The 21,060-nt window shown below is 71.3% G+C and carries 16 protein-coding genes; 9 read left to right on the forward strand and 7 right to left on the reverse strand.

Annotated features, from left to right (window positions below; all coding sequences use genetic code 11):
- Positions 1 to 33 precede the first annotated feature (33 nt).
- Together pip and AB0F15_RS41955 are read right to left on the reverse strand one after the other, a co-directional pair.
- Positions 34 to 978, reverse strand: coding sequence for a prolyl aminopeptidase (pip, locus tag AB0F15_RS41950; RefSeq protein ID WP_360282945.1), 945 nt, complete (start codon positions 976 to 978; stop codon positions 34 to 36).
- Between the two features lie 127 nt (positions 979 to 1,105).
- Positions 1,106 to 1,237 carry a hypothetical protein gene (locus AB0F15_RS41955; RefSeq protein ID WP_360282947.1) on the reverse strand — a complete coding sequence of 44 codons (132 nt, stop codon included), beginning with the start codon at positions 1,235 to 1,237 and terminating at the stop codon, positions 1,106 to 1,108.
- Positions 1,238 to 1,462: 225 nt separating this feature from the next.
- Between AB0F15_RS41955 and AB0F15_RS41960 the strand changes: the two genes are divergently transcribed.
- The gene (locus tag AB0F15_RS41960) at positions 1,463 to 2,389 is read left to right on the forward strand and encodes an undecaprenyl-diphosphate phosphatase (protein ID WP_360282949.1); all 927 of its coding nucleotides are present in this window, start codon (positions 1,463 to 1,465) and stop codon (positions 2,387 to 2,389) included.
- A 1-nt stretch (position 2,390) separates the two neighbouring features.
- Positions 2,391 to 3,260 (forward strand): cytochrome c oxidase assembly protein, encoded by an 870-nt coding sequence (locus AB0F15_RS41965; RefSeq protein WP_360282951.1) that lies wholly within the window; start codon positions 2,391 to 2,393, stop codon positions 3,258 to 3,260.
- Here the strand turns inward: AB0F15_RS41965 and panB are convergent.
- Positions 3,257 to 4,132, reverse strand: coding sequence for a 3-methyl-2-oxobutanoate hydroxymethyltransferase (panB, locus tag AB0F15_RS41970; protein ID WP_360282953.1), 876 nt, complete (start codon positions 4,130 to 4,132; stop codon positions 3,257 to 3,259). The genes AB0F15_RS41965 and panB overlap by 4 nt on opposite strands.
- A 238-nt stretch (positions 4,133 to 4,370) precedes the next feature.
- On the opposite strand from panB, the gene lysX reads away from it, so the two are divergent.
- Together lysX and AB0F15_RS41980 are read left to right on the forward strand one after the other, a co-directional pair.
- On the forward strand, positions 4,371 to 7,694 hold the full coding sequence (lysX, locus tag AB0F15_RS41975; protein WP_360282955.1) for a bifunctional lysylphosphatidylglycerol synthetase/lysine--tRNA ligase LysX: 3,324 nt from the start codon (positions 4,371 to 4,373) through the stop codon (positions 7,692 to 7,694).
- Between the two features lie 74 nt (positions 7,695 to 7,768).
- The gene (locus AB0F15_RS41980) at positions 7,769 to 8,359 is read left to right on the forward strand and encodes a DinB family protein (RefSeq protein WP_360282957.1); all 591 of its coding nucleotides are present in this window, start codon (positions 7,769 to 7,771) and stop codon (positions 8,357 to 8,359) included.
- 60 nt (positions 8,360 to 8,419) lie between these two features.
- On the opposite strand, the gene AB0F15_RS41985 is transcribed toward AB0F15_RS41980, so the two are convergent.
- Positions 8,420 to 8,953, reverse strand: a complete 534-nt coding sequence (locus AB0F15_RS41985) for an MGMT family protein (RefSeq protein WP_360282959.1) — start codon at positions 8,951 to 8,953, stop codon at positions 8,420 to 8,422.
- Between the two features lie 67 nt (positions 8,954 to 9,020).
- Between AB0F15_RS41985 and AB0F15_RS41990 the strand changes: the two genes are divergently transcribed.
- The gene (locus AB0F15_RS41990; RefSeq protein ID WP_360282973.1) at positions 9,021 to 9,644 is read left to right on the forward strand and encodes a VOC family protein; all 624 of its coding nucleotides are present in this window, start codon (positions 9,021 to 9,023) and stop codon (positions 9,642 to 9,644) included.
- On the opposite strand, the gene AB0F15_RS41995 is transcribed toward AB0F15_RS41990, so the two are convergent.
- Entirely contained in the window at positions 9,641 to 11,362 is a 1,722-nt protein-coding gene (locus tag AB0F15_RS41995; protein WP_360282961.1) for an NAD+ synthase, read from the reverse strand. The genes AB0F15_RS41990 and AB0F15_RS41995 overlap by 4 nt on opposite strands.
- A gap of 230 nt (positions 11,363 to 11,592) precedes the next feature.
- Positions 11,593 to 13,944, reverse strand: a complete 2,352-nt coding sequence (secA2, locus tag AB0F15_RS42000; protein WP_360282963.1) for an accessory Sec system translocase SecA2 — start codon at positions 13,942 to 13,944, stop codon at positions 11,593 to 11,595.
- A 155-nt stretch (positions 13,945 to 14,099) separates the two neighbouring features.
- Between secA2 and AB0F15_RS42005 the strand changes: the two genes are divergently transcribed.
- Positions 14,100 to 15,662 (forward strand): alpha/beta hydrolase, encoded by a 1,563-nt coding sequence (locus AB0F15_RS42005; RefSeq protein ID WP_360282965.1) that lies wholly within the window; start codon positions 14,100 to 14,102, stop codon positions 15,660 to 15,662.
- On the opposite strand, the gene AB0F15_RS42010 is transcribed toward AB0F15_RS42005, so the two are convergent.
- The gene (locus AB0F15_RS42010; protein WP_360282967.1) at positions 15,663 to 16,310 is read right to left on the reverse strand and encodes an LppX_LprAFG lipoprotein; all 648 of its coding nucleotides are present in this window, start codon (positions 16,308 to 16,310) and stop codon (positions 15,663 to 15,665) included.
- Between the two features lie 98 nt (positions 16,311 to 16,408).
- On the opposite strand from AB0F15_RS42010, the gene AB0F15_RS42015 reads away from it, so the two are divergent.
- From AB0F15_RS42015 to AB0F15_RS42025, 3 genes are all read left to right on the forward strand, one after another.
- Positions 16,409 to 17,689 carry an MFS transporter gene (locus AB0F15_RS42015; protein ID WP_360282969.1) on the forward strand — a complete coding sequence of 427 codons (1,281 nt, stop codon included), beginning with the start codon at positions 16,409 to 16,411 and terminating at the stop codon, positions 17,687 to 17,689.
- 61 nt (positions 17,690 to 17,750) lie between these two features.
- Positions 17,751 to 19,094 (forward strand): type I glutamate--ammonia ligase, encoded by a 1,344-nt coding sequence (gene glnA / locus AB0F15_RS42020; protein WP_360183765.1) that lies wholly within the window; start codon positions 17,751 to 17,753, stop codon positions 19,092 to 19,094.
- A complete protein-coding gene (locus AB0F15_RS42025) occupies positions 19,094 to 20,650 on the forward strand; it encodes an amidase (protein ID WP_360282971.1) in 1,557 nt (518 codons plus the stop codon). Before glnA ends, AB0F15_RS42025 begins: the two co-directional genes overlap by 1 nt.
- Positions 20,651 to 21,060 lie beyond the last annotated feature (410 nt).

Consider the following 21,060-nt stretch of genomic DNA (forward strand, 5'->3'; position numbering starts at 1 on the left):
TGCGGGCGGCACTTTCACGTGAAAGTGCCGCCCTCAGTGGCGGAACGAGTCCGTCGCCGCGCGCAACGCGGCCAGCACGCCCGGGTCGGTCACGGCGTGCCCGGCGCCTTCGAGCAGCTTCAGCTCCGAACCGGGCCACGCCCGGTGCAGCTCGTACGCCGTGATCGGTGGGCACACCGTGTCGTAGCGGCCCTGCACGATCACGCCCGGGATTTCCGCGAGCTTGCCCGCGTCGCGGATCAGCTGCCCGTCGTCGAGCCAGGCGCCGTGGGTGAAGTAGTGGACGGCGAGCCGGGCGAACGTCAGCGCGAACGCCGGGTCGGCGTACTGGCGGACGAACGCCTCCTGCGGCACGACCGAAACCGTCGCGCCTTCCCAGGTGCTCCACGCGACCGCCGCGCGGTGGCGGATCTCCTCGGCCAGGTCGTCCAGCAGCACCGCGTACCCGGCCAGGGGATCGTCGCGAAGGCCGGGCGGAAGGGGCGCGAGGAAGGCTTCCCACTCGCGGGGGAACAGGTGGGCCGCGCCGCCGCGGTAGATCCAGTCCAGCTCGCTCTGCCGCACGGTGAACACGCCGCGCAGGATGATTTCGCCGACCCGGGACGGGTGCGTCTGCGCGTAGGCCAGTGCCAGCGTCGCGCCCCAGGATCCGCCGAAGAGCTGCCACCGCTCGATGCCGAGCCGCTCGCGCAGCAGCTCCATGTCGGCGACGAGGTGCCACAGGGTGTTGGCCGTGAGGTCGTCCGCGCCCGGTGCCGACTGCCCGGACCCGCGCTGGTCGAACAGGACGATCCGGTAGGTCCCGGGGTCGAAGTGCCGTCGTGCCATCGGCGCGATCCCGCTGCCGGGGCCGCCGTGCAGGACCACGACCGGCTTCCCGGCGGGGTGGCCCGCTTCCTGCCACCGGATCCGGTGCCCGTCGCCGACTTCGAGGAACCCTTCGGCGCGGGCGGCGATCGGCGGGTAGAGCTCGTCCATGCCGACACTTTGCCGGAGGGCCTTGGCCGTCGCCCCGATACCCCGCCGCCGGGTTCCGGGACGACGGCCAAGAAAGGTGGGAGCCCGCCCCCGCCGCCGGGCTGAGCGGGCTCCCGTCCGTGACGCGTCAGCGGCCGGTGGCCGCGTCCGCGAATTTCCCCGCGAATTCCCTGCGGGTGACGGGGGGTGCCTGCCAGATCCGGGTGCCCCGGCCGATGCCGTCGGGGTGGTCACGACGGTCCGCGGTCCGCTCACGCATTTCCGGTCCTCCTCGTCGAGGGTTCGAAGCTTCGTCGTGGCGGCGACGGGCCAAACGCTAAGCCACGAGTCGAACAACAGTCAAGAACATGATTGATGTTCATGGATGTGAACGCTGGCTGTGAGAACGCTGAGCGCCCTCGTCCCCCTTGCCCGGCGTTGACCAAAGGGCGGGTACTTTCCGGTGTCGGGACTTTCGACGCGATTTTTCAAAAAGGGGTACGGAATGTCCGCGGTGACCTATGTCGAGGCGATTGTCGTCGGCGCCTTGCAAGGGGTGTCGGAATTGTTTCCGGTGTCCAGTCTCGGCCACAGCATCCTGCTGCCCGCCTGGCTCGGCGGCCAGTGGCAGCGGGACCTGAGCATCGGGAAGGACTCGCCGTACCTCGCGGTGCTGGTGGCGATGCACGTCGCCACCGCGCTCGCGCTGGTCCTGTTCTTCCGCAAGGACTGGGTACGGATCATCGGCGGGCTGTGGACGTCGATCCGCCACCGCGAGGTCCGCACCGCCGACCAGCGGCTCGCGTGGCTGCTGGTGCTCGCCACCATCCCGGTCGGGCTCGCCGGGCTGCTCTTCGAGGGCCTGCTGCGCGACCACCTCGGCAAGCCGGTGCCGGCGGCGATCTTCCTGACGCTCAACGGCGGTGTCCTCTACGCCGCCGAAAAGTTCTCCCGGCGCAAGCCCGCGGACGAAGCGGACACTGTGGACTTTTCGACCGAAGACACGCTGGTGATGCGGGCGGTCTCGGTCGAGGAGGCGACCGACGTCCGGCTGGCGAAGCTGCGGGTCGGCGAGGCAGTGCTGATCGGCGCCGCGCAGATCCTCGCGCTGCTGCCGGGTATCAGCCGCTCGGGCATCACGATGGTCGCCGGCCTGCGCCGCGGGCTGGGGCACGAGGACGCCGCACGGTTCGCGTTCCTGCTCGCCACACCGGTGATCCTCGCCGCGGGCGTGCTCAAGATGCCGACGCTGTTCGCCCCGGAAAACCAGGCCTCGCTCGGCCCCGCGCTCGTCGGCAGCCTCATCGCCGGGGTCGCTTCGTACATTTCTGTCCGATTCCTCACCGGATACTTCGAAACGCGTACTCTGACCCCGTTCGCCATTTACTGCGTGGTCGCCGGAATCGGCAGCCTGATCTTCTTCGCGGTCTGACGTGTCGCTGACGTTCGACGCTCCGGCGGTCCTCGGCGTGCTCCTCGCGGGCACGCTCTACGTCCGCGCGGCCTGCCGCCGCGCCTGGCCCCCGGGCCGCACGACGGCGTTCCTCGCCGGGCTGGCGACGATCGTGCTGGTCACCTGCTCACCGCTGGCGGTCTACGACACGATGTTCTTCTGGGTCCGCGCGGTCCAGACGGTCACGCTACTGATGATCACGCCGCTGCTGCTGGCCCTGGGCGCGCCGATCCGGTTGCTCCTCGACACCGTCGAGGCCCCGTGGCTGCGTCGGCACGGCCGCGGCCCGCTCGCCCGGGCGCTGACGTTCCCGCCGGTGGTCACCGTCGTGCTGATCGCGCCGGTGCTGGTGCTGTACCTGACGCCGCTCTACGACGTCACGCTGCGCTCGCCGGTGGCCGCCGGCCTGGTCCGGCTGGTGCTCGTGCTGGCGGGCTTCACGTACTTCTGGACCCGGCTCGGCCTCGACCCGACGCCGCGGGACGACCCGCACCTGGTGTCGGTGTGGATCGCGTTCGCCGAGGTGATCTTCGACGGCGCGCTCGGCCTGGTGCTGTGGCTCGGCCCGCTGCTCGCGCCGGCGCACTACGCGGCCGCGCACCCCGGCCGGGGGCCGGATCCGCGCACGGACCAGATCGTCGGCGCGGGCGTGCTGTGGATCGGCGGTGACGTCGCGGGCCTGCCGTTCGTGGTGGCGCTGTTCGTCCGCTGGGCCCGCGACGACGAGCGGCGCGCGAAGCAGATCGACGTCCAGCTGGACGAAGAAGCCGCCTCGGGCGCCGCAGCGACGTCGGGACTGTGGTGGGAGAGCGACCCGGCCCTGTCCGACCGGTTCAAGGGCCGGGGTTAGTCGTGGAACGCGTGCTCGGGCGCCGGGAACTCACCGCGGCGGACGTCCTCCGCGAACGCCGTCGCCGCGTCCTGCAGCACCGTCGCGACGTCGGCGTAGCGCTTGACGAACCGCGGGGCCTTGCCGCGCCGCAGCCCGGCCATGTCCTGCCAGACGAGCACCTGCGCGTCGCAGTCCGGGCCGGCGCCGATGCCGACCGTCGGGATCTTCAGCTCCGCTGTGACGCGCTTCGCGGCTTCGGCGGGCACCATCTCCATCACGACCGCGAACGCCCCGGCCTCCTGCAGCGCCAGCGCGTCGGCGAGCAGCACGTCCGCTGCTTCGCCGCGCCCCTGCACCCGGTAGCCGCCGAGGTTGTGTTCACTCTGCGGGGTGAAGCCGATGTGCCCCATCACCGGCACGCCGGCCGACGTCAGCGCTTCGACGTGCGCGGCGAACCGGCGGCCGCCCTCGAGTTTGACGGCGTGCGCGCGGCCCTCCTTCATGAACCGCACCGACGTCTCCAGCGCCTGCTGCGGCGAGAGCTGGTAGGAGCCGAACGGCAGGTCCGCGACCACCAGGGCCCGCTTGACCGACCGGGTGACCGCCCGCACGAGCGGCAGCAGCTCCTCGACCGTCACCGGCAGCGACGTGTCGTAGCCGAAGACGTTGTTGGCCGCGGAGTCGCCGACGAGCAGCACCGGGATCCCGGCCTCGTCGAACAGCGCGGCGGTGTACATGTCGTACGCGGTGAGCATCGGCCACGGTTCCCCGCGTTCCTTGAGCTCACGCAGGTGGTGGACGCGGACCTTCCGGCCCGAAGCCGGCTTGGGAGCGGCTCCGGTGCCGTAGGGGGCCGTTTCTTCGGGCCCGTTCGCGCTGGCAGCAGACATCGTCGTCGACCGTCCTTCCCTCGAGGCCTCGGCGAGGTCCCCGGGTCGTGGAGCAGGGGCGTCCCAAAGCGTGACACGCCCCCGGACCGGCCCCAACCTCGTGCGACAAGCTTCACACCCTCGAAGACGACCGGCCGTCAGCCTTCAGGTTGATGTCGGAGGACAACCAACCCGGGTTCACTTACGTCAAGAAGAGGGCATGACCTCCGATCGGCCGCGAAAGGCGACGAAACCAACGATGGGAAACCTCGCGAGCTCGCGTCCGCGCATTCCCGCCTGGAAGGCGAAGGCGGGCGGCATCGTCGCGACCGTGGTGCAGCTGGCCGCCGTGTTCTCGGTGATCCTGCTGTTCACCAACGGCCCGCACGGGCGCCTCCTCAACGGCATCGACATGGGGTTCTCCGCCCTCAGCGTGCCGACCAGCGCGAGCCTGGTCATGGTGCTGCTGCTGGTCGTGCTCGGCGCCGCCCTGCGCCGCCGCAAGAAGGCGGCCCTGTACACGCTGGTGCTGTTCCAGGTCGGCGGGCTGCTGCTCACCCTGGCCCTGCAGGCGACGCTGCTGTGGTCGCCCGAACTGCTGTCGCTCGGGTCGAAGCAGGTGCGCCACATCCCGGTCCAGCTGTGGTCGCTCACCGTCGCCGACGTGCTGTCGGTCGGGTTGATCGCGCTCCTGCTCACGCTGCGCCCGGCCTTCCCGGCCCTGCTCGCACCGAGCGCCTGGCGCGACGGCCTGACCATGCTGTTCGGCGGCTTCACCGTGGTCATCCTGGTCGGCTGGGGGCTGGCGGAGACGTTCCCCGGCCACCTCGGCGACTCCTGGGAGCGGTTCGTGTGGGTCGTGAACCACGCCACCGGCGAGAACCTGCAGCTGCGCCGGATCGGCGTCGGCGAGGGGCCGGGCTGGCTCGACGTGTTCATCGACCTCAGCGCGACCGCGGTCGTCACCGCGGCGCTGTACCTGCTCTTCCGCGGCGTGCGCAGCCGCGGCCTGCGCACCGACGACGAAGAGCTGCGCCTGCGCAAACTGCTCGCCGAACACGGCGAAGAGGACTCCCTCGGCTACTTCGCCACGCGCCGCGACAAGAGCGTCGTCTTCGCGCCGAACGGCCGCGCGGCGGTGACCTACCGCGTCCTCGGCGGCACCAGCGTCGCCAGCGCCGACCCGGTCGGCGACCCCGAGGCGTGGCCGGACGCGGTCCGCGCGTGGCTCGACGAGACGCGCCGGTACGGCTGGACCCCGGGCGTGCTCGGGGCGAGCGAACGCGGGGCGAAGGCGTACACCGGCGCGGGCCTGCGGGCGCTGGAAATCGGCGACGAAGCGGTCCTCGACGTCCGCGAGTTCAGCCTGGCCGGGCCGGAGCGGCGCTCGGTGCGCCAGGCCGTCAAGCGCATCCAGCGCGCCGGCTACACCTCGCGGGTCCGCCGCCACGGCGAGATCCCCGATAGCGAGATGACGGACCTGCTCGCGCGGGCGCAGGCCTGGCGCGGCGCCGAGACCGAACGCGGGTTCTCGATGGCGCTGGGCCGGCTCGGCGACGCCAGCGACGGCCGCAGCGTGATGGTCGAGGCCTACGACGGCCACGGTGAGCTGCGCGGGCTGCTGTCGTTCGTCCCGTGGGGACGGCGGGGGCTGTCGCTGGACCTCATGCGCCGCGACCGCGACGCCGAGAACGGCCTCAACGAGTACATGATCGCCGAGACGGTCGCGGCCGCGCAGTACCTCGGCGCGCAGCGGATCTCGCTCAACTTCGCGATGTTCCGCGCGGTGTTCTCCGAGGGCGAGCGGATCGGCGCGGGCCCGGTGCTGCGGGCCTGGCGCGGGATCCTGAGCGTGTTCTCGCGGTTCTTCCAGCTGGAATCGCTGTACCGGTCCAACGCCAAGTACGGGCCGGACTGGGAGCCGCGGTTCCTCTGCTACTCCTCGGCCCGCCGGCTGCCGCGCGTCGGCATCGTCGCCGGCGCGCTCGAAGGGTTCGTCCCGACCGGCCCGGCGCGGTCCCTGCGGCTGGAGACGGTCACCGACGACTTCGTCGCGCGCGTCAAGGAGATCGAAGAGTCGGCGGCGACGCCGGCACCGAAGGCCGTGCGGCGCCCCGAACAGGTCCGCGTCCGCATCGCCAAGCTCGACAAGCTCCGCGAAGCCGGCATCGACCCGTACCCGGTCGGGTTCCGCCGCGAAGACCACATCGGGGACGTCGTCCGGAAGTTCGGCGACCTGGCCCCGGACGCCACCACCGGGCACCGGGTCCGGATCGCCGGGCGCGTGCTGAACCTGCGCATCCTCGGCGGCCTGTGCTTCGCCCGCGTCAAGGACTTCAGCGGCGAGATCCAGCTCATGCTCGAGGCCGGCGAGCTGGACCTCACCCGCTGGCGGACCGGCGTCGACCTCGGCGACCACGTCGGGGTCAGCGGCCAGGTCGTGACGTCGAAGCGGGGCGAGCTCTCGGTCCTCGTCGACGAGTGGACGGTCACCGCGAAGTGCCTGCACCCGCTGCCCGACAAGCGCAAGGGCCTCACCGACCCGGAGACGCGGGTCCGGCAGCGCTACCTCGACCTGGCCGTCAACCCGGACTCGACGAACATGCTGCGGCTGCGGTCCACGGTGGTCCGCGCGGTGCGCGACCGGCTGCACCACGCCGACTACCTCGAGGTCGAGACGCCGATGCTGCAGACGGTGCACGGCGGCGCCAACGCGCGGCCGTTCGTGACCCACATCAACGCCTACGACATGCGGATGTACCTGCGGATCGCGCCCGAGCTGTACCTGAAGCGGCTGTGCGTCGCCGGCGTCGAGCGCGTCTTCGAGCTCAATCGCAACTTCCGCAACGAAGGCGTCGACGCGACGCACAACCCCGAGTTCACGATGCTCGAGGCGTACCAGGCGTACGCGGACTACGACACGATGAGGACGCTGACCCGCGAACTGGTCCAGCACGCGGCCGAGGCGGCGTACGGCGCCCAGGTCGTCCGGCGGCCCGGCGCCGACGGCAAGCTCGTCGACCACGACATCTCCGGCGACTGGCCGGTGGTCCCGGTGCACGAAGCCGTTTCGGCGGTGTTCGGCGAGGAGATCGACTCGGGGACGCCGGTGGCCGAGCTGCGCCGCCTGTGCCTGGCCACGGGGGTCCCGGTGGGGGAGGACCCGAGCCACGGCGACCTCGTGCTCAAGGCGTTCGAGCACCTCGTCGAGGGCGCGACCGTGCTGCCGACCTTCTACACCGACTACCCGACCGACGTCTCGCCGCTGACCCGCCAGCACCGCGAAGACCCGCGGCTGGCCGAGCGCTGGGACCTCATCGCGTTCGGCTCCGAGGTCGGCACCGCCTACACCGAGCTGACCGACCCGATCGAGCAGCGGCGGCGGCTGGAAGGGCAGTCGCTGCGCGCGGCCAGTGGTGACGTCGAGGCGATGGAGCTGGACGAGGACTTCCTGCTCGCCCTGGAACACGGGATGCCGCCGACCGGCGGGCTCGGCCTGGGCGTCGACCGGCTGCTCATGATGCTCACCGGCGCTTCGATCCGCCAGACGGTCCTGTTCCCGTTCGTCCGGCCGCAGTCCTAGCGGCCGCGGCCCGCCGGAAATGTCGGTGCCGGGTGGGACGATCACCGCAGGTGTCACTGAGCGGAAGGATCGACATGGCGGGAAACGTGCGGCCGGTGTCCGACGAGCGTGACGGGTTGCTCAGCTTCCTGGCGCAGCAGCGGTACGTGCTGAAGCTGGCGGCCTACGGGTTGACGGACGAACAGGCGAGGCTGACGTCGACGAAGAGCACGCTGACGGTGGGCGGGCTGATCAAGCACGTGGCGACCGTCGAGAACAGCTGGCTCGACACGGTGCTGCAGGTGCCGCAGAAGCCGTTCGAGGAGAGCGTGGCGGAGTATGCGTCGGCGCACCGGCTGAGCCCAGACGAGACGGTGCAGGACGCGCTGGCCCGGTACGACGAGGTGGCGGCCCGCACGGCCGAGGTCGTCGCGGGCATCGCCGACCTCGGTCAGGCGGTCCCGGTGCCGAAGGGCGTGCCGTGGTTCCCGAAGGACGTCGAAGCCTGGTCGGTCCGCTGGGTCCTGCTGCACCTGATCCAGGAGACGGCCCGCCACGCGGGCCACGCGGACATCCTCCGCGAGCACATCGACGGCGGCACGGCCATGCCCCTCATGGCGGCAGCCGAGGGCTGGCCGGAGAGCCCCTGGATCAAGCCGTGGACCCCGGAGTCCCAGCCGACCTGACCCCGCCCGCGTGTCGTCCAGCCAGGTACGCGTGCTGCCCGTCCGATCCCGCGCCGGGGCTCAGAACAGCGTCGGCTCGTCCGCCAGCGCGCCCTCGATCACGAGCATCCGGCGTTTCGTCCCCACGCCGCCCCGCGCCGAGAACCCGCCGTCCTTGCCGCCCGCCGCCAGGACCCGGTGACACGGCACGATGATCGGGAACGGGTTGTGCCCCATGGCCTGCCCGACGGCCTGCGCCGAACCCGGCTGCCCGAGCCGGTGCGCGATGTCGCCGTAGGTCAGTGTCTTGCCCGGCGGGATGGCGCGCGCGATCTCGTACGCGCGGCGGTGGAACTCCGGCACCCCCGCGAAGTCCAGCACCACCGCGGCCAGATCCTGGCGCGCACCGCCGAGCAACGCCACGATCCCGTCCACCGCGGCCTGCACCGGCGACGGCGGCGTCCCCTCGGCGGCGTCCGGGAACCGCCGGGCCAGCCGGGCGCGGGTCCGCGCCGCGCTGCCCTCGGGCAGCGACGTCCCGATGACGACGTCGTCGCGCCAGGCGAGCCCGCACACCCCGATCGCCGTGTCGAACACCGTGAACCCCGTCGTCATGCCGCCAGCCTACGACCGGAGAGCGGCCACGGGTGGTCGATGCGGCGAGCACGGCCGGCGCGGGATGATGGCGCTCGTGCTCGATCACCTCGTCTACGCCGGCCCGGACCTCGCCGAGGCCGTCGCCCGCGTCACCGCACTCACCGGGGTCTCGCCCGCGCCCGGCGGCCGCCACGTCGGCGTCGGCACGGCCAACCACCTCGCCGACCTCGGCGCGGGGATGTACCTGGAGGTGATCGGCCCCGATCCGGCGCAGCCGGACCCCGACGTGCCCCGGCCGTTCGGCATCGACGAGCTCACCGAGCCCGCGCTGGTCGCCTGGGCGGTCCGCAGCACCGACCTCGACGCGACGATCGCGGCGGCCCGCGTCCACGGCTTCGACCCGGGCGACGCGATCGAGATGTCCCGCGAAACCGGGGACGGCGAGCTGCTGCGCTGGCGCCTGACCCCGCCGAGCGTCCCGGGCACCCTGCACCCGTTCCTCATCGACTGGGGCACCACCCCGCACCCGACGACGCGCGGCCTGCCGTCCCTGCCCCTGCTGATGGTCACCGGCACCCACCCCGACCCGGATTCGGTGCTCGCGGTGACGGACGCGCTCGGCCTGGAACTGCTGGTCCGCCGGGCCGACCGGGCCGGGCTGACGGCGGCCCTCCGGACGCCGGAAGGCCGTCAGGTCGCCCTGAGCTAGGCCTTGCCCTCGCGCCAGAGGTTGGTCATGGGCAGCCGCCGGTCGCGGCCGAAGGCCTTGAACGTGATCTTCGTGCCCGGCGGGTACTGGCGCCGCTTGTACTCGGCCTTGTCGACCATCCGCACCACGCGGTCGATGGTCTCCGGGTCGAATCCGGCGGAAACCAGGTCGGCGTACCCGCGGTCGCCCTCCACGTAGTCGTCGAGGATGTCGTCGAGCAGCGCGTAGTCCGGCAGTGAGTCGGTGTCCACCTGACCCGGCCGCAGTTCGGCCGACGGCGGCTTCGAGATCGAGTTCTCCGGGATCGGCGGTGTCTCGCCCCGTTTCGCCGCCTCGGCGTTGCGCCAGCTCGCCAGCTGCCACACGTGGGTCTTGAAGACGTCCTTGATCGGCGCGAACGCGCCCACCGCGTCGCCGTAGATCGTGGAGTAGCCGACGGCGAGCTCGGTCTTGTTGCCCGTCGCCAGCACCAGGTGACCGTCCAGGTTGGACAGTGCCATGAGGAGCATGCCCCGCGTCCGCGCCTGGATGTTCTCCTCGGCCAGGCCCGTCAAGGAAAGCTGGTCGACGTACACGCGGACCATGTCCTCGACCGGCTCGACCCGGTAGTGCGCGCCGATCCGCCGCGCCAGGTCGGCGGCGTCGTCCTTCGAGTGGCCCGACGAGTACTTCGAAGGCATCGAGACGCCGTGGACGTTGTCGCCGCCGAGCGCGTCCGCGGCCAGCGCCGCGCAGACCGCCGAGTCGATCCCGCCGGAGAACCCGAAGATCACCGACGAGAAACCGTTCTTGTGCACGTAGTCCCGCAGCCCGACGACGAGCGCCGACCAGACCTCGGCCTCGTCCGACAGCGGCTCGCTGATGACCGGCTCGGCCGTGGCCGGGTACGCCGGCAGCGGCTCCTCGCCGAGCACGCGGCGCCGGACGTGCAGGCCTTCGAGCTCGCCGTCGCCGGCGTGCCCGCCCGCGACGAGGTCCATGTCCAGCACGAGCAGGTGCTCGACGAACTGCGGAGCGCGTGCGATCACCGTGCCGTCGGCGGTGACGACGAGCGAGTCGCCGTCGAAGACGAGGTCGTCCTGCCCGCCGACCTGGTTGGTGTAGACCAAGGGCGCCCCGGCTTCGGCGGCGCGCCGGGCGATGAGCGGCAGCCGCTGCTCGTCCTTGGACCGCTCGTAGGGCGACGCGTTCGGCGCCACGACGAGGTCGACGCCGGCGCGCCCCAGCGCCGAGATCGGCCCGCCGTCCTGCCAGATGTCCTCGCAGATCACCATGCCGATGTCGAGCCCGTGGAACCGGACGACGTCGAGCGTGGTGCCCGGCTTGAACCAGCGGTGCTCGTCGAAGACGCCGTAGTTGGGCAGGTGGTGCTTGAACTGCCGCGCGACGACCTCGCCGCGGTAGAGGGCCGCCGCCGCGTCACGCGGGCCGACGTCGTCGAGGTCGAGGTAGCCGATGTAGGTGAGCACCTCGCCGTAGCCGGCTTCGTCGAGCCGGCGCGCCAGCCCCTCGACGCCCTGCCGCGAGGCGGCGGCGAAGGTCTTGCGCAGGGAGAGGTCCTCGACGGGGTAGCCGGTCAGGGACATCTCGGGGAAGACGACGACGTGGGCGCCGGCTTCGGCGGCCCGGCGGGTCCACTCGACGTGCAGGTCGGCGTTGCCGTCGAGGTCGCCGACGGTGGGGTTGACCTGGGCGAGCGCGATGCGCAGTTGCGGCATGCCGTCATTCTGTCCCACCGCCACCCGGGAGGCCGAGCGAATGTGGGCGAAATGCCACGCTCAGGCCGAGGCCACGGCGCGGGGGACGTCGCCGTGCGCGGGCCTCTTCGAAGAACTTCGCGAACGCGTCGAGCCGGACGCAGGTGCCGTCGTCCTTGCGGGTGGGCACGGGGCAAACGAGAAACCCCCGCCCGGCGAACCGGACGGGGGCTCCTGCGAACGCGCGAGCGCTACTTCCGCTTGATCATGCTCCGGACCTTCTTGATGGTCTGCTCGAAGTCCGAATCGAACGGGTTGTCGTGCACGAGGTACGTCCACGTCGTGTTCGCGCGCCGGACGCCCGCGTCGCCGAGGTCGATGCCCTCGTCGGTCAGCTCGGCCTCTTCGAGGGTCTTCGCCGCCCGGGAGTTCGCCTCGGCGATGATCTTGTGGAACTCCGGGATCGCCGCGCGGTGGAACTCGTCCAGCGGCGTCTCCCGCGCCAGCGCGCGCAGGTGGATGCTCTCGCGGACGTCGGTCAGGTACGCCAGGTGGTCCGACCACAGCTGGTCGATGTGGAACAGCAGCACCTCGCGGCACATCTGCTCCAGCTTTTCCTGGCTTTCCTCGCCGTCGCCCAGCTTCTCCTTCAGCTCGCCGAACTTCTCCGGGTGCGCCTTCTCCAGCTGCTCCGCCGCGTACCCGGTGCGAAGCACCTTGTCGCGGTGCACCAGCAGGTCACGCCGCTGCCGTTCGATCAGCCGCGTGTAGCGCCAGGTGTTGCGGTGGATCTCCAGGTCGACGCCCTCGGCGACGCGCTGGGCGTGGTTGAGCTGCCGCAGTGCCGCCGGGTCGGTGATCTCGCCGGTCTCCTCGTCGGCGGCGATGCCGTCCGGCACGTCGGGCGCGTTCGACAGCACGAGTTCGTCGTTGAGGCTGGCGAAGAAGATCGCGCTGCCCGGGTCGCCCTGGCGGCCGGAGCGGCCGCGCAGCTGGCCGTCGAGCCGGCTCGACGGGTACCGCGCGGTGCCGATGACGTGCAGGCCGCCCAGTTCGACGACCTCGTCGCGGTTCGCGCCGTCGGTGCCGCCCAGCCGGATGTCGGTACCGCGGCCGGCCATCTGGGTGGACACGGTGACCGCGCCCTTCTTGCCGGCCTCGGCGATGATCGCGGCTTCTTCGGCGTCGTTGCGCGCGTTGAGCACGACGCACTCGAGGTCGACCTTCGCGAGCTTCTCGGCCAGCTCTTCGGACTCGGCGACGTCCTGGGTGCCGACGAGGATCGGCCGCCCGGTTTCGTGCACCGTGCGGATTTCCTCCTCGATCGCCCGCAGCTTCTGCGACGGCGACGCGAAGACCCGGTCTTCGAGGTCCTCGCGGATGTTCGGCGTGTTCGGCGGGATGACCGCGACCTCGAGCTCGTAGAACTCCCGCAGCTGCTCGGCGACGGCCACGGCGGTACCGGTCATGCCCGCCACCTCCGGGTACCGCGCGAGCAGCGCCTGGACGGTGATGGAGTCGAGGATTTCGCCGCGGTCGGTCGCGGTGACCTGCTCCTTCGCCTCGACGGCGGCCTGGAGGCCGTCCGGCCAGCGCTGCAGCTCGGCGACGCGGCCGCGGGCGGCGTTGATGAGCTGCACCTTGCCGTCGCGGACCAGGTAGTCGACGTCGCGGGTGAGCAGCGCGTGCGCGTGCAGGGCGACGTTCACCGCGGGGAGCCGGTCCGAGGCCGTCTCGCCGTAGAGGTCGTCGACCTCCAGGCCGAGCGACTTCGCGACGACGGACGCGCCGGCGTCGGTCAGCCAGGCGTTGCGGCCCTCGCTGTCGGTCTCGTAGTGCAGGCCCAGCCGCAGCCGCCGGACGACCTTCGCGACCTCTTCGTCGGCGTCGGTGTGGTCGATCGAGCCGGCCATCACCAGCGGGACGCGGGCCTCGTCGACGAGCACCGAGTCCGCCTCGTCGACGATCGCGACCTCTGGGGCCGGCTGCACGAGGTCGTCCAGGTGCGTGACCAGCCGGTCGCGCAGCACGTCGAAGCCGATCTCGGCCACGGCACCGTAGGTGACGTCCTTGGCGTAGACGACCTTGCGCTCTTCCCGCGAGTGCGACGGCTCGACCCAGCCGACCGACACGCCGAGCAGCGCGTACACCGGGCCCATCCACTCCGCGTCGCGTCGGGCCAGGTAGTCGTTGACGGTGACGACGTGCACGCGCTTTCCGCGCAGGGCGTACCCCGCCGCGGCCAGCGCACCCGCGAGGGTCTTGCCCTCACCGGTCTCCATCTGCACGACGTGCTTGGTGAGCAGGCCCATGGTGCCCAGCACCTGGACGTCGAACGCGCGCTCGCCGAGGGCCCGCCGCGCGGCCTCGCGGCCCAGCGCGCACACCTCGACCAGCTGGGCGTCGCCGAACGCGGTGTCCTTCAGCGTCTCGCGGAGCTTGCCCGCCCGCTCGGTCAGCTCCTCGTCGGAGAGCTTCTCGAGCTCGGGTTCGAGCCCCTCGACCGCGGGCAGCAGTCCTTCGTAGCGGGTCAGCTCGACGCTGCCCGGCCGCTGGATGATCCGGCGGAGCTTCTTGCCCATCCGGCTGATCAGTGCTGCCACCCCTGGTCTCCCGTTCTCTCTCGCTCGACCGGCCTCCACCACCCAACGCGACGGTGGTGCGTTCGAGTTCCGCGGCCGGATGGGACGATCCAACCGTGTTCCCTCACCCCAGCGCCAGGTCCCGTGCCCGCCGGATCACCGCAATTGCGACATCCGTGCTCTTCGCGGCCTCGCTGACCGCCTGCACGTCGACCGGCAAGACCGAGCCGCCCGCTCCGACGACCGAGTCGCACCCGCCGTCCGGGCCGGTGCCCGCCGGGCTGGAGCGGTTCTACGGCCAGAGCCTGTCCTGGGCCGACTGCGCACCTTACGCGACGTCGGAAGACGCGAGGTCGGCGTTCCAGGCGAAAGACGTCCAGTGCGCGCGCCTGACCGTGCCGCTGGACTACGCCAAGCCGGCCGGCGACACGATCACGCTGGGCCTGCTCCGGCACCGGGCGACGGATTCCGGCTCGCGGATCGGGTCGCTCGTGGTCAACCCGGGTGGGCCGGGTGCGTCGGGCATGGTCGCGGCCGCCGGGCTGGTCAAGCCGGCGACCAGCGCCGGACCGGCCAAGCGCTTCGACCTGGTCGGCTTCGACCCGCGGGGGATCGGCGCGAGCCAGCCGGCCATCCACTGCCTGACCGACCAGGAGCGCGACGCCGACCGCGCGGACGACAGCGAAACCGACGGTTCGCCGTCGGGGGTGCTCAAGCAGGAGTCGCAGGAGAAGGACTTCGCCGCCAAGTGCGCCCAGCGCACCGAGGACGGCACCGGGATGCTGGCCAACGTCGGCACCCGCGACGTCGTGAAGGACCTGGACGTCCTGCGCTCGGTCCTCGGCGACGAAAAGCTCACCTATTTGGGCTACTCCTACGGCACCCGGATCGGGTCGGCCTACGCCGAGGCGTTCCCGAAGAACGTCCGCGCGATGGTCCTCGACGGCGCGGTCGACCCCGAGCAGGACGCGGTCGAGTCGCTGGTCGCCCAGGGCCAGGGCTTCGGGACGGCGTTCACGCAGTTCGCGAAGTGGTGCACGGCCCAGCAGGACTGCGCGCTCGGCGCGGACCCCGGCAGCGCGGTCGCGGCGTTCCAGGGCCTGGTCCGGCCGCTGATCGACTTCCCGGTGCCGGTCGGCGACGGCCGCAAGCTCTCGTACGAGGACGCCACCACCGGCGTCATCCAGGCGCTCTACCAGGAAAGCCTCTGGGACGCCCTGAACACGGGCCTCAACGAGCTGAAGCAGCAGCGCGGCGCGACGCTGGAGAAGCTGGCCGACGTCTACAACGAGCGTGACTCCGACGGCCGCTACGGCACCACGCAGGACGCGTTCACGGCGATCCGCTGCGTCGACGACCCGCGCGTCACCGATCCGAACGTCATCCTCAAGGCGCAGGAGCAGTACGTGAAGGTGGCGCCGTTCCTCGACGACGGCCGTCCGGCGAGCGCAGCCCGGGACGCGTGCGCGTTCTGGCCGGTGCCGAACACCTCGGAGCCGCACGTGCCGAACGTCGAAGGCCTGGCGAAGACGCTGGTCATCTCGACGACCAACGACCCGGCGACGCCGTACCAGGCCGGCGTCAACCTCGCGAAGGGTCTGAAGGGCGCCCTGCTCACCTTCGAGGGCACCCAGCACACGGTGTTCCTGCAGGGCGTCAAGTGCGTCGACCAGGCGGGCACGGACTACCTCGTCGACGGCACGCTGCCGCCGGAGGGCACGAGGTGCTCCGGGCAGTAGTTACGCCTGCTTGGTCAGCGACAGCTCGATCATCACCGGGCTGAGGTGGTTGTCCGGCGGCGGGATCTGCACCCACAGCCGCACGAACCGCCGGGGCAGGCTGTCGGAGACCCAGATCTTGACGTTGAGGTCGGCGTCGACCTGGGCGAGCACGCTGCGTGCGACGGCGGCCGGCACCCGGCCGCCGACCCGCAGAGCGGGCGAGCCGTCGACGTTCTCGCGGCCTTCGGTCTCGGCGTCGGTCAGCCCGTCGAGCAGCCGCTTCAGCCCGCCGTGCGCGCCGAGGAACCTGCTGACCGTGTACGCGTCGGGCAGCGGACCGGCCCCGAGGTCGGTCGAAAAGTGCTGGCCGTTGACGATGAAGTTGAACTTCACGTGCCCGCCGCCGGCGTTGTCGTCCTGGACGTCGGCCGTGCCGGACGCGGACTCGCCGTCGTCGAGAGTCGCGTCGCCTTCGATCTGGCGGAGCGGGAAGCCCGGCAGGACGCCGTTGACGCCCGCCGCGAAGTGCACGCCCCGCACCGCCGCGAACGACGTCGCCGCGTCGCGGACCAGCTCGGCGCCCGCCGGGAACGGCCCGCGTGTGTCGGGCGATCCGGTGCAGCCGGCCGTCAGCAGGAGCACGAGCAGCAGGGCGAAGCGGGACATCCCCAGAGCCTACTGAGCGGCATCCGGTGGCCTGATCCTTACGGATGATGTCCTTCCGGCCACTTTCGACGGCACACGCACGCGGGGAAACTGCCTGGGTGACCGTTGAGACCCGTCCCGCCCCGAAGCTGCACCGCGCATGGCTGATCGCCGGCGCCGCCTTCGTCGCGCTGCTCGCTTCCGCCGGCTTCCGCGCCGCCCCCGGCGTCCTCATCGACCCGCTGCACGAAGAGTTCGGCTGGTCCCGCGCCACCATCAGCTCGGCCGTCTCGGTGAACCTCGTGCTCTTCGGCCTCTTCGCGCCCTTCGCGGCCGCGTTGATGGAGCGCTTCGGCATCCGGCGCGTCTCGGCGACGGCATTGACGGTCATCGCCCTCGGCGCGGGCGGCACGGTGTTCATGACCGCGAGCTGGCAGCTCGTCCTTTGCTGGGGGGTGCTGGTCGGCCTCGGCACCGGCTCGATGGCCATGGGCTTCGCCGCGATGGTCGCCGCCCGGTGGTTCGTCCGCAGCCGGGGCGTCGTCACCGGCGTCCTGACCGCGGCGGGGGCCACCGGCCAGCTGATCTTCCTGCCGCTCATCGCGAACCTCGCGGTGGGCTCCGGCTGGCGCACGGCGTCGCTGGTGATCGCCATCGCCGCGCTCGCCGTCGTCCCGGTGGTCCTGCTGCTGATCCGCGACCACCCCGCCGACGTCGGCACGACGGCCTACGGCGCGCCCGCCGACGCCGAGGTCGCGCGCCCGGCACCGAAGACCGGCTCGGTCCGGCGCGCCCTCTCCGTGCTGGGCCAGGCCGCCCGGACGCGGACGTTCTGGCTGCTGGCGGCCGGCTTCGCGATCTGCGGCGCGACGACCAACGGACTGGTCGGCACCCACTTCGTCCCGGCCGCGCACGACCACGGCATGCCGCAGACGACGGCGGCGAGCCTGCTGGCCCTGGTCGGCGTCTTCGACGTCGTCGGGACGATCTTCTCCGGCTGGCTGACCGACCGCGTCGACCCGCGGATCCTGCTCGGCGTCTACTACGCGCTGCGCGGGCTCTCGCTGGCGCTGCTACCGCAGCTTTTCGGCGGCACCGTGCAGCCGAGCATGTGGGCGTTCATCCTGTTCTACGGCCTCGACTGGGTGGCCACGGTCCCGCCGACCGTCGCGCTCTGTGTCCGCGCGTTCGGCGAAGCCGGCCCGATCGTGTTCGGCTGGGTGTTCGCCTGCCACCAGCTCGGGGCCGCGTTCGCCGCGTCGGCCGCGGGCCTGGTCCGCGACCAGCTCGGGAACTACAGCCTGGCCTGGTACTCCGCGGCGGTCCTCGCCGTGATCGCGTCCGTCGCATCGCTGGCCATCACCCGCGCGAAGAAGCCCGTCGCCGTCCTCGCGACGTGACTTAGCCGCGCTCGGCGCGTCGTGAAACATGCCGTTAACACGCTGTGGTTAGGGTGCGGCCATGGATCGCCAGCAGGAATTCGTGCTTCGCACGCTCGAGGAGCGCGACATCCGTTTCGTCCGTCTCTGGTTCACCGATGTGCTGGGGTTCCTCAAGTCCGTCGCGGTGGCGCCGGCCGAGCTCGAAGGCGCCTTCAACGACGGGATCGGCTTCGACGGCTCGGCCATCGAGGGCTTCGCCCGCGTCTACGAATCGGACATGGTCGCCAAGCCGGACCCGGCCACGTTCCAGGTCCTTCCCTGGGAAACCCCGGACGGCGGCCCGTACTCGGCCCGCATGTTCTGCGACATCGCGATGCCGGACGGCTCGCCGTCGTGGGCCGACCCCCGGCACGTGCTGCGCCGCCAGCTGTCGAAGGCCGCGGAGGCGGGCTTCACGTGCTACGTCCACCCCGAAATCGAGTTCTTCCTGCTCTCGACCATGCCGGACGACGGCAGCGAGCCGGAGCCTGCGGACAACGGCGGCTACTTCGACCAGGCCAGCCACGCCACCGCGACGCACTTCCGGCGGCACGCCATCGAGACCCTCGAGGCGATGGGCATCTCGGTCGAGTTCAGCCACCACGAGGGTGCCCCCGGCCAGCAGGAGATCGACCTCCGCTACGCCGACGCGCTGACCATGGCCGACAACGTGATGACGTTCCGCTACGTCGTCAAGGAGGTCGCGCTGACGCAGGGCGTGCGAGCCACGTTCATGCCGAAGCCGTTCACCGACCAGCCCGGCTCGGGGATGCACACGCACGTCAGCCTGTTCGAAGGCGACCGCAACGCCTTCTACGACGCCGAAGACCCGCACGAGCTGTCGGGGACCGGCAAGGCCTTCGTCGCCGGCGTACTCCACCACGCGAAGGAGATCTCGGCGGTCACCAACCAGTGGGTGAACTCCTACAAGCGCCTGATCAGCGGGAGTGAAGCGCCGACGACGGTCTCGTGGGGCCGGGCGAACCGCTCCGCCCTCGTCCGGGTCCCGATGTATTCACCCGGAAAGGCGTCATCCCGACGGGTGGAAATCCGTACGCTGGACTCGGCGTGCAACCCGTACCTGGCGTACTCGGTCATCCTGGCCGCCGGGCTCAAGGGGATCGAAAAGGGCTACGAGCTGCCGCCACCCGCCGAGGACAACATCTGGCAGCTCAGCGACTCCGAGCGGCGCGCCGCCGGGTACTCGCAGCTACCGCAGAACCTGGGGGAGGCGCTGGCCGAGATGGAGAAGTCCGAACTCCTCCCGGAAGCGCTCGGCGAACACGTCTACGACTTCTTCCTCCGGAACAAGCGCGTGGAGTGGGACAACTACCGCAGCGCGGTCACCCCGTACGAACTCCGGACGCTCCTCCCGGTGCTCTGATGGGGCGGCGGCCGGTGTTCCTCGCGAACCTGGCCGCCGCACTCGTGCTCGTCACCGCGGCGCCCGCCGCTTCGGCCTCCGGCCACTTCGACCTCGACTCCGCGAACATCCCGGCGCTGCAGGCGCGGATGGCGTCCGGCCGGCTCACCGCGGTCGGGCTGACCAGGCTGTACCTCGACCGGATTCACCGGATCGACGGAAAAGTGAACGCCGTCCTGGCGCTCGACCCGGCGGCTCTCGGCCAGGCTTCGGACAGCGACGCCCGGCGTCGCGCGCACCGCCTGCGCGGACCGCTCGACGGCATCCCGGTGCTGGTCAAGGACAACGTCGACACCCGCGGCCAGTGGACGACAGCCGGTTCGCGGGCGTTGCGCAGCCACCCGGCGAAGGACGCCACGCTGATCACCCGGCTGCGGAACGCCGGCGCGGTGATCCTCGGCAAGGCGAACCTTTCCGAATGGGCGAACTTCCGCGCCGCGAAGCCGACGTCCGGCTGGTCGGGCGTCGGCGGCCAGACGAACAACCCGTACGTGCTGGACCGCAACCCGTGCGGGTCGTCCGCCGGATCCGCGGCCGGCGTGGCCGCGTCGCTGGCCCAGGTGGCGATCGGGTCGGAGACCGACGGCTCGATCGTGTGCCCCGCCGGGATGACGGCCACGGTCGGGCACAAACCCAGCCTCGGCCTGGTCAGCCGCACCGGCGTGGTGCCGATCTCCGCCGAGCAGGACACCGCGGGACCGATCGCCCGCAACGTCGTCGACGTCGCGCTGACCCTGTCGGTGCTGCAAGGGCGCGACCCGTCGGACCCGGCCACGCTCACCTACCCGCGCACCCAGCCGAAGGACTACGCGAAGCTGCTCCGCCCGGGTGTCCTGCGCGGCGCGCGGATCGGCCTGTGGCGGCTGCCGGTGCTCGGCCCGGCAACGGATGCGGTCATGACTTCCGCACGAAACTCGCTGGTCAAGGCCGGGGCGACGGTCGTCGAAGTGACGCTGCCGTACCAGGCGCGGCTGGGTGAACTGGAGTTCCCGGCGCTGCTCACGGAGTTCCACCGCGACATCGACGCCTACCTGGCAACCCGCCCTCACGGCCCGCGGAACCTGGCCGAGCTGATCGCCTACAACCGGGCCGACCCGCTGGAACGGACCTGTTTCGCCGGGCAGGAGCTGTTCGAGCAGGCACTGGCCGCGCCGCCGCCGACCGACCCGGCCTACCGCGCCGGCCGCGCGGAGCTTTCGGACCTCGCGCGCCGGTCGCTCGACGAGACGCTGGCCGGGTACCACCTGGACGCGATCGCGTCGCCGACCAACCCGCCGGCGTGGAAGACCGACTGCGCGGTGGGCGACGACGACGTGATCCCGTCCTCGACGCCGGCCGCGGTGGCCGGCTACCCCGACGTGACCGTGCCGGCCGGGTTCGCCGGCCCGCTCCCGGTCGGGCTCTCGTTCATGGGGCCGCGGTGGTCCGACGCCCGGATGCTCGCCCTGGCGGCGGACTTCGAGCGGGTCGCGCCGGCACGGGTCCCGCCGCGGTATCTGCCGACCCTGCCGTCGTAGCCCTCCGTAAGCAGCCTGACCTGCGGCAATGGCGTTAAGTGACCCCCCTGTTCCGGGGTCGTTCCGGGGCATGTAATCTTCTCTTCGTCGCCAGGAACACCGGGTCACACCGGGGCCGCAAGCCCCGGAGACCAGGCCGGGACGAGCGGGTTGACACCGCGGATCGGACCGGGTAATGTTCAGCGTCGGCCCACGAGCGGCCGCCGACTCCCTACGAATAAGCCCGTAGGATTAGGCATGCTCGACCAAAAGCTTGTGAATATCGCTTGGAACAACTGCCGAGGATTTGGCCGCCGATAACGCGGGTGGATTCAGAGTGTGTTGCTTGAGAACTCAACAGTGTGCTAGTGAACTAAGCCAGTAGAGCTTATGTATTGAACCTCGTTTGAGGTTCCTTTGAGAGCATTAAT

The sequence above is a fragment of the Amycolatopsis sp. NPDC026612 genome (assembly GCF_040638285.1).
Taxonomy (GTDB): Bacteria; Actinomycetota; Actinomycetes; order Mycobacteriales; family Pseudonocardiaceae; genus Amycolatopsis.

Bases quoted from the DNA above. Each gene is read 5' to 3' on its own strand.
- panB (WP_360282953.1), bottom strand. From the start codon at position 4,132: ATGTCTGCTGCCAGCGCGAACGGGCCCGAAGAAACGGCCCCCTACGGC.
- AB0F15_RS41985 (WP_360282959.1), bottom strand. From the start codon at position 8,953: ATGACGACGGGGTTCACGGTGTTCGACACGGCGATCGGGGTGTGCGGG.
- glnA (WP_360183765.1), top strand. From the start codon at position 17,751: ATGGATCGCCAGCAGGAATTCGTGCTTCGCACGCTCGAGGAGCGCGAC.
- AB0F15_RS42025 (WP_360282971.1), top strand. From the start codon at position 19,094: ATGGGGCGGCGGCCGGTGTTCCTCGCGAACCTGGCCGCCGCACTCGTG.
- pip (WP_360282945.1), bottom strand. From the start codon at position 978: ATGGACGAGCTCTACCCGCCGATCGCCGCCCGCGCCGAAGGGTTCCTC.
- AB0F15_RS41980 (WP_360282957.1), top strand. From the start codon at position 7,769: ATGGCGGGAAACGTGCGGCCGGTGTCCGACGAGCGTGACGGGTTGCTC.
- AB0F15_RS41990 (WP_360282973.1), top strand. From the start codon at position 9,021: ATGGCGCTCGTGCTCGATCACCTCGTCTACGCCGGCCCGGACCTCGCC.
- AB0F15_RS41960 (WP_360282949.1), top strand. From the start codon at position 1,463: ATGTCCGCGGTGACCTATGTCGAGGCGATTGTCGTCGGCGCCTTGCAA.
- AB0F15_RS41955 (WP_360282947.1), bottom strand. From the start codon at position 1,237: ATGCGTGAGCGGACCGCGGACCGTCGTGACCACCCCGACGGCATCGGC.
- AB0F15_RS41995 (WP_360282961.1), bottom strand. From the start codon at position 11,362: ATGCCGCAACTGCGCATCGCGCTCGCCCAGGTCAACCCCACCGTCGGC.
- AB0F15_RS42010 (WP_360282967.1), bottom strand. From the start codon at position 16,310: ATGTCCCGCTTCGCCCTGCTGCTCGTGCTCCTGCTGACGGCCGGCTGC.
- lysX (WP_360282955.1), top strand. From the start codon at position 4,371: ATGGGAAACCTCGCGAGCTCGCGTCCGCGCATTCCCGCCTGGAAGGCG.